The sequence below is a fragment of the Mesorhizobium sp. LNHC209A00 genome (genome assembly GCF_000502915.1).
Taxonomy (GTDB): Bacteria; Pseudomonadota; Alphaproteobacteria; order Rhizobiales; family Rhizobiaceae; genus Mesorhizobium.
Genome location: NZ_AYWT01000013.1, coordinates 14,449 through 29,866, shown reverse-complemented (window position 1 = coordinate 29,866; position 15,418 = coordinate 14,449). Strand labels below are relative to the sequence as shown.

At 64.4% G+C, this 15,418-nt stretch carries 15 protein-coding genes and 2 pseudogenes; 11 read left to right on the top strand and 6 right to left on the bottom strand.

Annotated elements, in window-relative coordinates; all coding sequences use genetic code 11:
• The first annotated feature begins 10 nt into the window (after positions 1-10).
• Genes X739_RS142360 through X739_RS142370 form a run of 3 tightly spaced genes read left to right on the top strand, consistent with a single transcriptional unit; the run spans position 11 to position 3,145 of the window.
• Positions 11-853: an ABC transporter permease gene (locus X739_RS142360; protein ID WP_023775092.1), complete on the top strand. Its 843-nt coding sequence runs from the start codon at positions 11-13 to the stop codon at positions 851-853.
• Positions 850-1,992 carry an ABC transporter substrate-binding protein gene (locus X739_RS142365; protein ID WP_023775091.1) on the top strand — a complete coding sequence of 381 codons (1,143 nt, stop codon included), beginning with the start codon at positions 850-852 and terminating at the stop codon, positions 1,990-1,992. Before X739_RS142360 ends, X739_RS142365 begins: the two co-directional genes overlap by 4 nt.
• Positions 1,985-3,145, top strand: a complete 1,161-nt coding sequence (locus tag X739_RS142370; protein WP_023775090.1) for an ABC transporter ATP-binding protein — start codon at positions 1,985-1,987, stop codon at positions 3,143-3,145. The genes X739_RS142365 and X739_RS142370 overlap by 8 nt, the downstream gene beginning before the upstream one ends.
• A gap of 175 nt (positions 3,146-3,320) precedes the next feature.
• Here X739_RS142370 and X739_RS142375 read toward each other — a convergent pair whose 3' ends face one another.
• The 3 genes from X739_RS142375 to X739_RS142385 all read right to left on the bottom strand — a co-directional run bounded on the left by X739_RS142375 (position 3,321) and on the right by X739_RS142385 (position 7,035).
• Positions 3,321-4,478, bottom strand: a complete 1,158-nt coding sequence (locus X739_RS142375) for an FAD-dependent oxidoreductase (protein ID WP_023795610.1) — start codon at positions 4,476-4,478, stop codon at positions 3,321-3,323.
• Positions 4,479-4,600: 122 nt separating this feature from the next.
• Positions 4,601-5,929, bottom strand: a complete 1,329-nt coding sequence (locus tag X739_RS142380; RefSeq protein ID WP_023795609.1) for an aspartate aminotransferase family protein — start codon at positions 5,927-5,929, stop codon at positions 4,601-4,603.
• Positions 5,930-6,060: 131 nt separating this feature from the next.
• Positions 6,061-7,035, bottom strand: a complete 975-nt coding sequence (locus tag X739_RS142385) for a GlxA family transcriptional regulator (RefSeq protein ID WP_023775087.1) — start codon at positions 7,033-7,035, stop codon at positions 6,061-6,063.
• Between the two features lie 264 nt (positions 7,036-7,299).
• Here X739_RS142385 and X739_RS1000000171390 point away from each other — a divergent pair, with 264 nt between their 5' ends.
• The 4 genes and pseudogenes from X739_RS1000000171390 to X739_RS142390 all read left to right on the top strand — a co-directional run bounded on the left by X739_RS1000000171390 (position 7,300) and on the right by X739_RS142390 (position 9,690).
• Positions 7,300-7,791 (top strand): FAD-dependent monooxygenase, encoded by a 492-nt coding sequence (locus tag X739_RS1000000171390; protein ID WP_023775086.1) that lies wholly within the window; start codon positions 7,300-7,302, stop codon positions 7,789-7,791.
• Positions 7,701-8,318, top strand: a pseudogene (locus tag X739_RS1000000171385) (FAD-dependent monooxygenase); the annotation flags it as partial. The gene X739_RS1000000171390 and the pseudogene X739_RS1000000171385, both read left to right, overlap by 91 nt.
• 78 nt (positions 8,319-8,396) lie before the next feature.
• Positions 8,397-8,825, top strand: coding sequence for a hypothetical protein (locus X739_RS1000000171380; RefSeq protein WP_348524195.1), 429 nt, complete (start codon positions 8,397-8,399; stop codon positions 8,823-8,825).
• Positions 8,826-8,979: 154 nt separating this feature from the next.
• The gene (locus X739_RS142390; protein WP_023775084.1) at positions 8,980-9,690 is read left to right on the top strand and encodes a hypothetical protein; all 711 of its coding nucleotides are present in this window, start codon (positions 8,980-8,982) and stop codon (positions 9,688-9,690) included.
• 66 nt (positions 9,691-9,756) lie between these two features.
• Here the strand turns inward: X739_RS142390 and X739_RS142395 are convergent, their stop codons facing one another.
• Entirely contained in the window at positions 9,757-10,122 is a 366-nt protein-coding gene (locus X739_RS142395; RefSeq protein ID WP_031248614.1) for a hypothetical protein, read from the bottom strand.
• A gap of 222 nt (positions 10,123-10,344) precedes the next feature.
• Between X739_RS142395 and X739_RS142400 the strand changes: the two genes are divergently transcribed.
• Positions 10,345-10,785, top strand: a complete 441-nt coding sequence (locus X739_RS142400) for a hypothetical protein (RefSeq protein WP_023775082.1) — start codon at positions 10,345-10,347, stop codon at positions 10,783-10,785.
• 67 nt (positions 10,786-10,852) lie between these two features.
• On the opposite strand, the gene X739_RS142405 is transcribed toward X739_RS142400, so the two are convergent.
• Entirely contained in the window at positions 10,853-12,475 is a 1,623-nt protein-coding gene (locus X739_RS142405) for an ABC-F family ATP-binding cassette domain-containing protein (protein ID WP_023795608.1), read from the bottom strand.
• 274 nt (positions 12,476-12,749) lie between these two features.
• Here X739_RS142405 and X739_RS142410 point away from each other — a divergent pair, with 274 nt between their 5' ends.
• Together X739_RS142410 and X739_RS142415 are read left to right on the top strand one after the other, a co-directional pair.
• A complete protein-coding gene (locus X739_RS142410; protein ID WP_031252287.1) occupies positions 12,750-13,064 on the top strand; it encodes an EthD family reductase in 315 nt (104 codons plus the stop codon).
• A gap of 154 nt (positions 13,065-13,218) precedes the next feature.
• On the top strand, positions 13,219-13,506 hold the full coding sequence (locus X739_RS142415; protein WP_023775079.1) for a hypothetical protein: 288 nt from the start codon (positions 13,219-13,221) through the stop codon (positions 13,504-13,506).
• A 365-nt stretch (positions 13,507-13,871) separates the two neighbouring features.
• On the opposite strand, the gene X739_RS142420 is transcribed toward X739_RS142415, so the two are convergent.
• Positions 13,872-14,570 carry an SDR family NAD(P)-dependent oxidoreductase gene (locus X739_RS142420; RefSeq protein WP_023795606.1) on the bottom strand — a complete coding sequence of 233 codons (699 nt, stop codon included), beginning with the start codon at positions 14,568-14,570 and terminating at the stop codon, positions 13,872-13,874.
• Between the two features lie 176 nt (positions 14,571-14,746).
• Between X739_RS142420 and X739_RS01000000166455 the strand changes: the two are divergent.
• Positions 14,747-15,378 (top strand): annotated as a pseudogene (locus X739_RS01000000166455) (glutathione S-transferase family protein).
• Positions 15,379-15,418: the final 40 nt, after the last annotated feature.

Genomic DNA, 15,418 nt, shown 5'->3' with positions numbered 1-15,418 from the left:
GATTTGGAGGATGAGAGGAACACGGCGCAGGCAGGAAGGCAGATGGGCCTGGCGGCTGACCGGCTTCGTCACGGTCTGCGTCTACATCTTCATGTTCGCGCCAATCGTGGCGACAGTGGTCCTGTCGTTCAACGCCTCGATGTTCGGCGGCTTCCCGATGACCGGCTTCAGCCTGCAATGGTACGGCAAGCTGATGGCCAACGAGGCGGTGCTGGCTGCCTTTCGAACATCCTTGTGGATCGCATTGGTCACCGCGATCGTCACCACCGCCATCGGCGTCACCACGGCGTTTGCCCTGGTCCGCTTCGAATTTCGCGGCAAGCAGGCGCTGAGCACGCTGGTGATCCTGCCGGCATTGGTGCCTGAAACCATCCTCGGCGTCGGCCTGCTGGTGCTGATCAAGGCCGTCGACCAGCCTAGGACCATGCTGCTCCTGGTGCTCGGCCACATCCTGCTTGCCGTGCCCTATGTGGTGCTGATCGCCCAGGCGCGCATGATCGGGATCCGGCGCGTCTACGAGGAGGCGGCATTGTCGCTGGGCGCCTCGCGCTTCTCGTCCTTCCGCGAGATCACGCTGCCGCTGCTCATCCCGGCCGTGGTCGGCGGTGCCCTGCTCGCCTTCACCATCTCGTTCGACAACACCTCGGCCAGCCTGTTCTGGCGGCCGGCCGGCGTCGAGACCATGCCGACCCAGATCCTTTCCATGCTCAAGATTTCGATCAGTCCGGAGATCAACGCGCTCGGCACCGTGATGATCCTGGTGACCGTCGGCATCCCGCTGATCGGCGGCCTGGTCCTGCAAAGCCTGACAAAACTGAGAAGACGTGGCGAACCAAAGGAGGAACTACAATGAAACTCACCACCACCAAGCGGCTGGAACGGCTGCACGATCGATACGCCAATGGCGACCTGAGCCGCCGCGCGTTCCTGACGCTGACCGCCGCCGCGGCAGCATCGGCGGGCCTTTCCATGCCCTGGATGGGCCGGGCGCTCGCCGCGGTGCAGGAGGTTCGCTTCGACGGTTGGGGCGGCACGGTGCAGGACGCGATCGACAAGTTCGCCTTCCAGCCCTACACGACCAAGACCAAGATCAAGGTGGTCCAGGGCACGTTCGGCGACGAGGACGAGATCATCACCAAGATCAAGACCGCCAAGCCCGGCGACTATCAGGTCATCCATTCCTCCGGCGTCAACTACTACATCAAGTATGTGAACGCCGGCCTGACCTCGGAAATCAACGAGGCCAACATTCCCAACATGGCGAACGTGCTGCAGCCGATGATCGAGCCGTTCCGCAAGCTGACGCCGAAGCTATCGGCCGTGCCCTACGATTACGGCACGACGGGCATCGCCTACAACACCAAGGTGATCTCGCCGGAGGAAGCCAAGGAAAAGGGCGCCGGGCTCCTGCTCGACAAGAAATATGCCGGCAAGGTCGGCGGCTATTCCGACATGACGACGCGCGTCTGGTACGCGGCGCTCGCCACCGGGCAGGACCCTAACAACCTGAAGGACATGGACGCCATCTGGGCCAAGGTGCGCGAAACGCGTGACCTCGCCAAGAAGTTCTGGAGTTCCGGCGCGGAGCTGATGGACCTGCTTTCCAAGGGTGAGATCGTGGTGACCGATGCCTGGTCGGGCCGCGTCGCGGCGCTGCAGGACCAGGGCCATCCGATCGGCTATCTCGACCCGGCTGGCTCCTATGCCTGGATGGAGGACATGCTGATCCTCAAGGGCTCGCCCATGGCCGAGTGCGAGGAACTCATCAACTTCATGCTCCACCCGGCGACCTCGATCGCGGTGGCCGAGGGCCAGAGCTATCCGCCGTCGCTCGATCCGAACAAGGTCAAGCTGACCGAGAAAATCGAGAAGCTGCCGGCGTTCGACAAGACGGGCACGATGAAGTCGCTGACCTTTGCCGATCCAACCTACTGGGCGACCAACGAGGACGCCTGGACCAAGCAGTGGAACAGGATCTCGAAGGGTGCCTGACAGCCAGGACACGACACTCCATCCCCGGCCTCTCCAGGCCGGGGCAGCCGGCGCGAGCGCGTCCGCCGGGGCGAACAGCCCGGCGGTCGAGTTCCGCGACATCGACATCGCCTACGGCAAGTTCGTCGCGGTGCGCGATTTCTCGCTTTCGATCCGCAAGGGCAGCTTCGTCACCCTGCTCGGGCCCTCGGGTTGCGGCAAGACCACGATCCTGCGCTCCATCGCCGGCCTGGTCGACATTTCGGGCGGCCAGATCATGATCGATGGGCGGCGCGTCGACGACGTGCCGATCTACAAGCGCAACATCGGCCTGGTCTTCCAGAGCTACGCGCTGTTCCCGCACAAGAACGTGTTCGACAACGTCGCCTTCGGCCTGAAGTACCGCAACGTGCCGAAGCCCGAGATCGTGCGCAAGGTCGGCAAGGCGCTCGATATGGTGCGGCTGCCGGGCAGCGAGAAGAAGCTGCCGTCGCAACTGTCGGGCGGGCAGCAGCAGCGCATCGCGCTTGCCCGCGCCATCGTCTTCGAGCCGCGGGTGCTGCTGCTGGATGAGCCGTTGTCGGCGCTGGACGCCAACATGCGCGAGGAGATGCGCGTCGAGATCAAGAAGATCCAGAAGGAAACCGGCATCACCGCCATCTTCGTCACGCACGACCAGGAAGAAGCCCTTTCCATGTCGGATCGCATCGTGGTGATGAACGCGGGCGCGGTGGAGCAGATCGGCACTCCGGAGGAGGTCTATGAGACGCCGGCGACAGCCTTCGTCGCCGACTTCCTCGGCAAGGCCAACATGCTTGCAGGAGCCGTGAGCAGGTCCGGCCAAGGAACTGCAATGGTGGTGCTTGGCACCGGCCAGACGGTCAGCGTGGCCTGTCCAAGGCCGCTTGCCGACGGCAGCAGGGTCACCGTCGTGGCGCGGCCGCAGAAATTTTCGGTCGGTGCTGGAACGAGCGCCAACCGGCTGTCCGGCCGCGTGATCTCGGCCTCCTATCTGGGCGGCAGCGCAATCTACGAGATTGACATCGGCGGCAAGACCCTCCGCGCCAATACACCGATCAGTGGCCGTGTGCTTGGCGAAGGCGAGACGATCGAACTGGGTTTCGCCCCGGACGACTGCGTGCTGCTGGACGCGGCCGGCAAGCGGATTTCCTGAAGGTGGCGGCCGCCTGGTGCGGTTCAGCCACCATTTGACGCACCCGTGCCGTCTCGCGCGCCAGCCCAGATCCCAGCCGCCTGAAGGCGTGGGGTCTGCGGATCCCCATCGGGGGCTCTAGATGCTTGTTGTGCGCAATTCCGGCAGCGCCCGGTCTGGCTTCAACTCGCACCAGTCAGTGATCGACTTTGCGGATGTCGCGCTCGGCCGTGGGTGCAAGGCTCTCGGCGCCGGGCACTGAAGCCGGCGCGCCTTGAAGAACCCAGTCCGCCGCGATCTGCCCGATCACCGGCGCCAGCTGGATGCCATAGCCGCCGGCGCCGGCGGCGGTGACCAATGCCGGTTCCGACGCATCGATCGGTCCGACAAGCGGTCGATGATCGGCCGTGACAGGATAAAGGCCGGCCCAGCCACGGCCAAGCCGCGCGCCCGGCAGATCGGGCACCCGTTCCAGCAGCAGTTCGGCCAGCTGGACCTTCGATTGCTCCTCGCACTGATCGTTGTAATTGTCCGGATCCTCGGGAGCGACGGACGTCACCTTGTGGATCTCGGCAATCAGCTCGCCTGGCTTGTCGTGGCGGAAGTTAAGGCCGCTGCCCTCGCCGTCCACGAGGTCCATGACCATCGGCATCGTATAGTCGAGCGGCCTGTCCAGATGGATGACGACCGCCTCATGGCGCTCAGGCCATATGTGCAGGCGCTGGCCGAAGAGTTCGGCGACCCCCGGCGCCCAGGCGCCGCCTGCGTTGACCATGGCATCGCATTCGAGCGGATCGCCATTGGTCTCCAGCCTGTAGCCGCCCGGCCGCCTTCCCACCCCAAGCACCTTGCGGTACTGGCGGATGTCGCCGCCCTTTTCACGGACGATCCGCGCCACGAAATTGCACATGTCATATGGATCGAGAAAGCCGTTGTCGGGTCCGAACAAACCCCCTTCCAGCCCGTCGGGACTGAGATGGGGAACAAGGTCCCTGAGTTCGTTCGCATGGATCAGGCGCGACATCAGGCCGGCCCCGGCCTGAATCTCGACTGATTTCGCGAACAGCTCCATCTGCGCGGGCGTGCGCGCGAGCCGAAGATAGCCGATGGGGTTGAATTGAAGCCCCTGCCCCTCCCACTGGCGAAACCGGCGGAACGAATGAACGCGAAGCATGATCTCGAACGGATCGGTAAATTGCGACCCGACAACCCCGACCGACCTGCCGCTCGAGCCCGAAGCGATCGACTGCGCTTCCAGCACCGTCACGCGCGCGCCCTGTTCGAGGAGGTTGAGCGCCGTGCATAGGCCGAGCGTGCCCGCACCGATCACCGCGACATGAGGGGAAGCTGTCATATAGGGTCACCTGCTTTCAGGCATGATCCGAGAAGTGGGAACCGGTTTTCTCGGACTAACGGTTTCCGTTTGTCCAGAGATCATGCTTCGACAAAGGGATAGGGAGGTGAATCGACGGCACGTCATCCTGATCCTCGATGCGCGGCGATCTCGCCCAGGGTCTCGTCGATCGCATGCAGAATGCTGCGCGCGTCCGCTTGTGTCATTGGCGTCGAGAGCGCGAACAGGCCGTAGCTGGCGGACAGGACCCCGCAGCCGAGCAAGCCCTTGTGGAACGTATCGACCCTCCTTTGCTCGGCCTGCCCCGTATAGACGGATCTATAGTCCGTAACCGGATGCGAGGTGAAATGAACCTTGAACAGCGAACCGAGGCCCACGCATTGGCCGGCAAGGCCATGCCTGTCGAACGAGGCGGAGATCCCTTCGCGCAGGAATGCGCCCAGCGTATCGAGATGGGCAAAGCTCTCCTTCGTCAGCGCCCGCATCGAGGCGAGCCCGGCCCGCATGGTCACCGGATTGGCGGTGAACGTGCCGCCATGGGGAAGAGCGGGCTTGCCCCTGGTCGGATCGAACACCGCCATTACATCGGCGCGCCCGCCAACGGCGCCCACAGGGAAGCCGCCGCCGATAATCTTTCCGAGCGCGGTCAGGTCGGGCTCGATGCCCCACAACCCCTGCGCGCCCGACCAGCCAAGGCGAAACGAGATGACTTCGTCGAAGATGACCAGGGTCCCGGCCGCGCGGGCGATCTCGACCATTGCCCGCAGATAGTCCTGGCGTGCAGGGATGAGGCCGGCTCGATTGGGCATCGGATCGATCAGCACGCCTGCTATGCTGTCGCTCTGAGCGGCGAAGACGGCGCGAAGCGCCTCGATATCGTTGAAGGGCACGGCAATCACATCGTCCAGCACCCCGCGCGGCGTTCCCTTTGCGTAAGGCGTCGATCTTGGCATGTCGCCCCAATTGGCCGGGGAACTGTCCAGGCTCACCTCGGCGAAATCATAAGACCCGTGGTAGGCGCCTTCGATCTTGACGATCTTCGGCCGCCCGGTGAAGGCGCGCGCGGCCTTGATGGCCATCATCACCGCCTCCGTGCCGGAGTTGGTGAAGCGGATCCGGTCGACCGAGGGCAGCCGGTGGACGAGAAGCTCGGCAAGCTCGATCTCGCTGAGCGTCGGGGCGCCGAAGGCCGTGCCGAACGGCAGTTGCTCGACCACGGCGGCAGCGACATCGGGATGCGTGTAGCCATGGATCATCGCGGTGAAATTGTTGATGCAGTCATAGTAGACGTTGCCGTCGACATCCCAGACCCTGCACCCCTCGCCTCGCGCGGCATAAATCGGAAACGGATCGAGAAAGACAGTGGTGCGCGTATTGCCGCCCGGCATCACTTTCTTGGCGCGCTCGAAGAGGCTCTTTGATCCAGGCATGGCGTCGGGATAATGCGGCATGGCTCTCGCTGGCGAATTTGACCGTCAAGGCAGCGGCGGCACCACCGCTCGTCGCAATGCTATGGCCAGCTTCCGCACCGACGCAATCGGCCAGGCGGGGTATGCGACACGACCAAGGCCGTCGCCTACCATTATCCTCCCGCCGCCACTGCCCGGTTCGGATGCCTGAGGTGGGTTGGCGTGATGCCGGTCTGCTGGCGGAACACACGGCTGAAATGGCCGGCATTGGTGAAGCCGCAGCGGTAGGCGATATCGCCGATCTGCAAGTCGCTGCCTTCCAGCAGCGACTTCGCATTATGCACCCTGAGCGCCAGATATGCCGCCATCGGGCCGATGCCCAGTTCCAACCCGAAGAGCCGTTCGAGCTGGCGCCGCGAGCAGTTCAGGCGGCTTGCGATCTCGGCCACCGACAGCGTCTCCTGCAGGTTGCTCTCCATCAACAGCAAGGCCCGCTTCACCGCCCGGCTCGACGCCGCCGGAAACAGGTCGCCGACGGGCTGCACGTCGCGGCTGCTCCTGATCCGGTCGAGCACCAGGATCTTGGCGGCCTTCTCCGCCGCCTTCTGGCCGATGAACTGGGACACGAAATGGCCCGCGAGGTCGGCGGCACCCGTGCCGCCCGCGCATGTCGCGCGGCCCCGGTCGACGGTAAAAAGGCTGTCGGCATGGGCGTTGACCTCCGGGAACCGGCTGCGGAAATCCTTGATGTGGAACCAGCTGACGGCGGCGCTGTAGCCATCGAGCAACCCATAGCGCGCCAGCACGAAGCTTCCCGTGCAGAGCGCCGTCAGCGGCACGCCCTTGCCCGCGGCACGCAAAAGGAACGCCTCCTTCTCGGAACTCAGGCTGCGGTTGGTGTCGAGCAGCCCGCCGACCACGACCACGTTGTCGAAATCCTCGGGGTTTCCGATCCCCCCGGTCGGCAGCAATTCGACGCCGCAACTTGCCCGGATCGGCAGGCCGCGTTCGCCGACGATCTCCCAGTCGAACTCTATCCTGCGGCTGCGGTCGCCCTCATCGCCCGCCAGCCGCAGCGTGTCGATGAACAGCGACAGCGGCGACAGCGTGAAGTCGCGAACGAGGAGAAACGCAAAACGCCTGGCCATTATTGTTCAAAACCGTACTCGTGCACTCTGTTGCGCATCAGTCGCCACCCCCTTATACAGCCCGTGTCGGAAAAGGCAGAGTTGGTTTGGTAAGCCCAACTCCTTTCGCCAGCGAATTCCTTTCGCCGGGAAAGTTCTGGTCTTTGGCTTCGTGCACGAGATCCCCGCGACGAACATCGGACGCTGCTCAAGCGCCCAATCGTTCGTCCGTGTGGGTCTCAACGCGAGGAACGCTCCGGTCGAACATCGACCAAGGAGTAGTTCATGCACAACCCCAATTCATATGATGTCGTGATTGCCGGTGCCGGCCCCGTCGGCCTGTTTCTCGCCTGTGAGCTGCGCTTGGCGGGCCTCGCCGTGCTGGTGCTGGAGCAGGCCGAGCATCCCAGCTCGCCTCTCAAGCGGCTGCCCTTCGGCATGCGCGGTCTTTCAGCGCCCACCATCGAAGCTTTTCACCGTCGCGGCCTGCTCGGCGACATCGCCGCGCCGCAACAGGCGGGCAGCGGCGTTGCGGATGCCGCGCACTGGATGCAGCAGGCGCGCCGGCCCGGCGGCCATTTCGCCGGCATCCAGTTCTACCTCGACACCGTCGACAGCTCGAAATGGCCTTATCGGCTGCCGGACGCGGCCGGCACCCACATGGCGTCCGACATGGAGGCCATCGAAACCTTCTGGCCGCGCGGGCAAGCGCGATCGGCGCCGAGATCAGGCGCGGCCTCCGCGTCGAGGACGTCAAGCAGTCGGATGAGGACGTGACCATCCGCGCCGGCGGCGAGACGTTTCGCGCGCGCTGGCTCGTCGCCTGCGATGGCGGCCGCAGCGCGGTTCGCAAGGCCGGCGGCTTCGAATTCGCCGGCACCGATCCCGAATTCACCGGCTATTCCGTCGAGGTCGAGTTGGCCGATCCCGACAAACTTCAAGTGGGCCGCCGCTACACGGCGACGGGCATGTATACTTACGCGCGGCCGGGCACGATCGCGATGGTCGAGTTCGACGGCGGCGCTTTCCATCGCACCCGGCCGGTCACACCAGAGCACGTGCAGGCGGTGTTGCGCCGCGTTTCAGGCACGGATGTCACCCTGACGGAACTCCGGCTTGCCACCACCTGGACGGACCGCGCCCACCAGGCGACGGCCTACCGCAGGGGCCGCGTGCTGCTCGCCGGTGATGCCGCGCACATCCATTCCCCGCTCGGCGGCCAGGGGCACAGCCTTGGACTTGGCGACGCGATGAACCTTGGCTGGAAGCTTGCCGCGACCATCCGCGGCGACGCGCCGGCGGGCCTGCTCGACAGCTATTTCAACGAGCGGCACCCCGTCGGCGCGCAGGTTCTCGACTGGTCGCGCGCCCAGGTCGCGTTGATGCGGCCGAGCCGCGGCGCGCGCGCACTCGAAGCCATCATTCGCGACCTCATCGGCACGCGCGACGGCGCGACATACTTCGCCGGGCGCGTCTGGGGCGTGTCCCTGCGCTACGAACTCGGCAGCGCCCATCCCCTGGTCGGCCGTAGCGCGCCCGACTTCGAACTGGCCGACGGGACAAGGCTCGGCGAGCTTCTGAGGTCCGGGCGCGGCTTCCTTCTGGACTTCGACGGCCATGCCCCGCTTCAGGCGCTTGCCAGCCGCTGGAGGAACCGGATTACCTATGTTGCCGGCAATGCCGGGGAGCGGCTGGGCTTGACTGCCCTGCTCGTGCGCCCCGATGGCTTCGTCGCCTGGGCCACCGACGCTGATCCAGACCTCGAGGGAGTTGCCAAGGCCGCGGCGCGGTGGTTTGGCGAACCCGAATGAAGCGTGTCCATCGGGCAGCGAATCAAAGTGCCCCGCCTATGAATCCGAACACCCGCCAGGTCCCCTGCTAGGGGGAACTGATCGAGCCTGATTTCGGTTGTCTGTTGTGCGAACGATCGTTGCACGGCAGGCACCTGACGAGCGAAGATGAGACATGAAACCTGCAGCCAAGCAGCGCGGTTCCCTGCGGAAGATCCTAGGTGGCATCGCAGCGGCGATCGCGACCACCCCTGATCGGACGGCCGAGCAAGGCGCGAGCGCCGCGTCAATGGTTGCCGAATGGCCGCTGCCGCCATCGGCGACGCTTGGCTCCTCCTTGCGCCTGAAAGGGATCGAACGCGAAGTACGAGCCAGGCTGCCCTGGACAGCGAGGAAATTTGCCAAGGCCGAGACCGGCCGCATCGTCTTGCGCATGCCGCAAGCCGACGCGGATGCGTTCCGGGCCGCCTCGGCGACCATCTCCAGGACGCTGGAAGGGATCGAAGCGCTGGCCGTGCTTCCGCGAGAAGCGGAGGACATTCTTACCATCTCGTCGCGCGAGCGGCACAAGTGGCTCAGGGATGGTCGCCTGAAAAGCATCGGCACGCGCACCGTGAAGATGCGCGGGCGATCCAAGGCCGTGACCTTCCATGTCTTCGATCCACGCCACATCGAGGACGCTCTTGATCGTGACTTGGCGACCGCCTGGCGGGAAGAGGACGCGAGGGAAACATCCGAAAACAGGCGGCGCGGAGCCGGCAAGGCCGCACTGACGCGAGCAGGCAAGCGGACGGGCAACGCCCGCAGGACCAGGAATTCGAGAAAAGACGATTCGCCAACGCTCGAGGGCTGGGACACGTTCGAGGCGGAGGGATTGCTGCGGTAAAGCAACAACTCCAGCAAAACTGTAAAGATTTTCCGGCGAGGGATCGCGCTCGCGCCGCATTCCCGTCTATGGATATCTGGCCTTACCGGGGCCAGCAGCGCCGAGATCGCCCTGCAATTCCTTGGGCAAGGGAAGGCTCGAACATTGCAGATGGACGTCGCGTGCGAGCAGCTTTCGCTGCTTCTGCTCGTGCTCCTTGGTGGCCGCTATGATCCCCAAGCCATACGGGCCAAGTGCGACGAATTCCCAACCCGGATGCGTTTTTTCGCGGACCGCGTAGTCCGAGGCCGCCGCTCGAGCTTGCTGGCATTGCGGCGTTGCCCATTTCTGGTCCTGCTGCGAAAGCGAGGCTCCGTAGTCGACCGGAGAGGTCGCGCATCCGGTCATCGTCGCCGCCAATGCGGACATTGCAAGCCCCACGGCAATTTTCATCCAGAATCCCCTTGCCAACCACCGTGGAGAGTACACGGACGCCGTCATCTCACAAGACGACCGTTGCGACCAGAGCCGGCCTCGTTTCGGGGCGGCCCGCCCATCGCCAGGATTTGGACCGCGGCTTGGAACCAATGATGGGCGAGACTGTTCAGTTGTAACTTGATACGACCCCGACATTCTTGCCGGCGGGCAAGGCGGCCATCTTCAGGAGTTCCCATCATGACCATTTCGTCCGGATTTCGTTCAATCGCCGTTGCCGCGATCGCCGCTGCGGGCGTCAGCCTGGCCAGCGCCGCGCATGCCGACAGCGGTAAAATCCGCTTCTCCGTCTACAAGGCGGCCTTCTTTGTCGGCGGCTCAGGTGGCGAGGGCACGCTGACTTTCCATGGTCGCAAATACCCGATCTCGATCGGCGGCGTCTCGGGCGGCCTCGCCTTCGGGGTCTCCAAGACCTATTTCCAGGGCACCGTGCGCCACATCAAGCGCGTCCGGGACGTGACTGGCGTATACGGCGCCGCCGGCGGCGGCGGCACGCTCGGCAAAGGCGCCCAGGTGATCGTGATGACCAACGACAAGGGCGCCCAGCTTGAACTCACGGGCCGACAGGTGGGCCTGCAGGTCAACGCCGATCTGAGCGGGCTCGCCATCTCGCTGAGATAAGCCTCGTGGCATGAAGCGCGTCGCCATGACCGTGCGACGCGCTCCGGCACACATGTTGAACTGGAAATCAGCTCCTCAGCCCGGGTGCTTCCTGTCCAGTGCGCTCGACATATTCCGTATAGCCGCCACCATAGGTGTGGATGCCTTCCGGCGTCAGTTCGAGCACGCGGTTCGACAGCGCGGCCAGGAAATGCCGGTCGTGCGAGACGAACAGCATCGTGCCCTCATACTGCGACAACGCCTCGATCAGCATCTGCTTGGTTGTGATGTCCAGATGGTTGGTCGGTTCGTCCAGCACCAGAAGGTTGGGCGGATCGAACAGCATCAGCGCCATCACCAGCCTTGCCTTCTCGCCGCCTGACAGCACCCGGCATTTCTTCTCGATCTCGTCGCCGGAAAAGCCGAAACAGCCGGCAAGTGCCCGAAGCGGCGCCTGGCCGGCCTGCGGAAAATTATCCTCCAGCGTCTGGAACACGGTGCGCTCGCCTTCGAGCAACTCCATGGCGTGCTGGGCGAAATAGCCCATTTTCACACTCGGTCCCCGCGCCACCGTGCCGGTATCGGGATCGGAAGCGCCGGCCACCAGCTTCAGCAGCGTCGATTTCCCCGCGCCATTGACGCCCATGATGCACCAGCGCTCGCGGCGGCGGACCTGGAAGTCGAGCCCTTCATAGATGGTGCGGCTTCCATAGGCCTTGTGCACGTTCTTCAAGGTGACGACGTCCTCGCCGCAGCGCGGCGCCGGCTGGAACTCGAAATTCACCACCTGGCGGCGCTTTGGCGGCTCGACGCGGTCGATTTTGTCTAGCTTCTTCACCCGGCTCTGCACCTGCGCGGCATGCGAGGCACGCGCCTTGAAGCGCTCGATGAAGGCGATCTCCTTGGCCAGCATCGCCTGCTGACGCTCGAACTGCGCCTGCTGCTGCTTGTCGGCGATCGCCCGCTGCTGCTGGTAGAATTCGTAATTGCCGGAATAGGCGGTGAGCGATCCCGCATCGATCTCGACGATCTTGTTGACGATGCGGTTCATGAACTCGCGGTCGTGCGAGGTCATCAGCAGCGCGCCGTCATAGCCTTTCAGGAACTGCTCAAGCCAGATCAGGCTCTCAAGGTCGAGATGGTTCGACGGTTCGTCGAGCAGCATGGCGTCTGGCCGCATCAGCAGGATGCGGGCCAGCGCCACGCGCATCTTCCAGCCGCCCGAGAGCTTGCCGACATCGCCGTCCATCATCTCCTGGCTGAAGCCCAGACCATCAAGCACTTCGCGCGCGCGGCCGTCCAGCGCATAGCCGTCGAGTTCCTCGAAGCGATGCTGCGCCTCGCCATACTTTTCGATGATCTCATCCATCCGGTCGGCCTGGTCGGGGTCGGCCATCGCAGCCTCGAGTTGCGCCATTTCGGCCGCCACCTCGCTCACCGGCCCAGCACCGTTCATCACTTCCGCGACCGCGCTGTGGCCCGCCATGTCGCCGACATCCTGGCTGAAATAGCCGATGGTGACGCCACGATCGACCTGCACCTGGCCCTCGTCAGGCTGCTCCTGGCCCGTGATCATGCGAAACAAGGTCGTCTTGCCGGCGCCGTTCGGCCCGACGAGGCCGATCTTCTCGCCCTTCTGCAGCGTGGCCGACGCCTCGATGAAGACAAGCTGACGGCCGTTCTGCTTGCCGATGTTTTCAAGTCTGATCATGGTGGTCCGGGGGAGGCTCGAAGGAGATTGGAGGATTTGCCCGCGCCCTTACGCGAATGAAGATGCCAGGGGAAGAGGCAGAAGCGCCGCGGATGCCTTGGCGGAGCACGAAGCGCCGATCTCCTCGGCCGGGGGACCGGTTGTTTGCATGGCTGCTCCTGCCTGCCGGCGCACATAAAAATCGACGGCCGTCGAAATCCGCGATTGTCGAACGACTTCGGTTTGGCGGCCTTTACAGGCTGACCATCGACATCAACAGGACAGGACCATGGCAATGGCCAAGATGCTCGTGATCTACAAAACCCCGGCCGATCCGGCCGCGTTCGACCGGCACTATTTCGACGTTCATATACCGCTTGCCAAGAAGCTTCCCGGGCTGCGGCGCTACGATGTCAGCAGGCGACCCATCGTCAAGCTGTCGGCGGGCGAGATGCCTTATCTGGTGGGAACATTGTATTTCGACAGCCTCGACGACATCCGCACCGCCTTCGCCTCGGTAGTCGGCGTCGCCTGCGCCGCCGACCGGCGGATACTGGCTCCGGGCGACGACGATCTGACGATGCTGTTGTTCGACGCCGACGAGGTGTGATCCCGGCCGCCAGAAACACTCCAGAAACAAGATTCAACATCCGGGAAAAACTGAGGAAAACATCGTCGGGCATAACATGCTCGTGGCAACCGGACAGCGGTCGCCACCAATGCAAGGGATGCTGCCCGCGATGCAACGACATTCGACCGGATGGATGAGTGCCCTCGCAGGCATTTCGCTGGCCATGCTCGCGGTCGCACAGTCGGGTGCGGAGGCTGCGGTCACCCGAAGCGAATATTGCAGCCGGCTCGGTCTTCAACTCGACGGCGCCATCCGGACCAAGGCCGAACCCGGTGCCAGTGCGAGCCAGATCGCGCAGGCAACGGCACTGCAGGACAAGGCGAACCGGTTCTGTGCCGAGAGCAAGCAGGCGCAAGGCATCCGGACCTACGCCAACGCCCTGAAGCTCCTCGGTGTGACACCGGTCGACCTCAACCAGTGACGAGCAATCATCCCCCTTGAAGACCTGTCACGAAAAAGGGCGGCTTTTTCCTGCGGGCAATTGCGCGAGCGGTCCGCCCCTCGCCCGCTCTCGTGCCGATAGCTTACTTCTCGCCCGGATGCTGGAAGCCCCCCTGCTTCCATCGGCCGCTTTCCATGGTCTGCAGCCGGGCCACGTGCTGGCGCGCCGCGTATGGAAGAGATGATGCACGGTTAGCCGGCGAGATTGATGGAAAAAACAACCAGTTGGCAGAACTTCCCGATTCAGATGCTGAACGCCGTTAGGCAATGCCAAGCGCCGCCGGAATTCCAATCCTCATCTTCGCCTCCTCTTCAACGACCGCCATCACCATGGCAGTCCCGCCGTCACCACGGCAATCTCTTGCCATCGCGAAAAAAGCCACCGGTCGGGCCGTCGTCCGGCAAGGTCGCGGCCCAGACGATGCCGGCCGCTCCTTGCGCGACCGGGCGTCCGCCCGGTCCGCCCATGTCGGTGGCGACCCAGCCAGGGCAGACGGCATTGACCAGTACGCCGGAGCCGCGCAGCTCCGCCGCCAGCACGCGCGTCAATGCGTTGAGCGTCGCCTTCGAGGTCGAATAGGCCGGCGCCCCCGGCCCCATCGAGGCCAGCGAACCGCCTTCGGACGACACATTGACCAGTCGGCCGTGGCCGCCCGCCCCGAGCAGCGGCGCGAAGGCGGCGGCCGCCCGCCAGGCGCCGAAGACGTTGGTCTCGAACGCCTCGCGGATGACGGTCCAGTCGGGCCGCGAGGCGCGCGAGCCGGTGTCGTAATGGACGGCGGCATTGTTGATCAGCACGTCGAGCCGGCCGAACCGCCGCTGGACCCCTTCGGCTGCCGTCCGAGCCGCGTCAGGCGCGGCGACATCGAGCGCGATGACCTCGACATGGCCATCGAGCGCCTTGGCCGCCGCCTCGCCTTTGGCGACATCGCGCACGCCGAGCAGTACGGTAAAGCCGAGCTTGGCTAATTGACGGCCGGTTTCCTGACCGATGCCGCGATTGGCGCCTGTGACGAGGGCGACTTTGCCGGAATGGATGCTCATCTGTCATGCCTTTGTGGATGTCGACCATCGAAGCGAAGATGGCACGGACGGAATTGATTTATTAGGCGGCGGAGACCGCAGTCATTGTGCGATCGGTTGCATGAGTTGCGTGGGCAGGAATCGGGTGTCGGCAGGCGCCGCGCCATGCGATCGGTGATCCATCACGACGACCGGTCATGCTCACGCTTCACGATTATCCGCCATCGCGGAACGGCTGGAAAGTCCGGGTCCTGCTCGGATTGCTTGAGATTCCCCACGACAGCCACCCCGTCTCGATTTTCGAGGGCGAGAGCCATACGGACGCCTTCCAGGCGGGCTCAACCCGGCAGGCGCTGTTCCCGTACTTCAACTCCAAGACGGCAGCGCAATTGCCGAATCCAATGCGATCCTCACCTACCTCGCCGAAGGCACGCCCTTCCTGCCGCCGGACCGCTATCGGCGTGCCAAGGTCATGCAATGGCTGTTCTTCGAACAACACAATGTCGAGCCCATCATCGGCTCGCTGCGCTTCTGGACCTCGACCGGACGGCTTGAGCGCAACCAGGCCATGGTTGCCGGAAAACGCGAAGCCGGAGCCCGCACGCTCGCCACCCTGGACCGCAGCCTTGGCGAGACGCCGTTGATCGCCGGCAGCGACTTCACCATCGCCGACGTCGCCGTCTATGCCTACAGCCACCGCGCCGGCGATTGCGGCTTTTCGCTGCCTGACTATCCGGCGTTCGCCGCATGGACGGACCGCGTGCGCGATGCCATCGCACCCGGCTACCCCGTCCATCCCTACGGTATCGATCCGCATTCCGGAGCCTGAGCGCATGCGCCGACAGGCCCGGGCTACAGCGGATCATGGC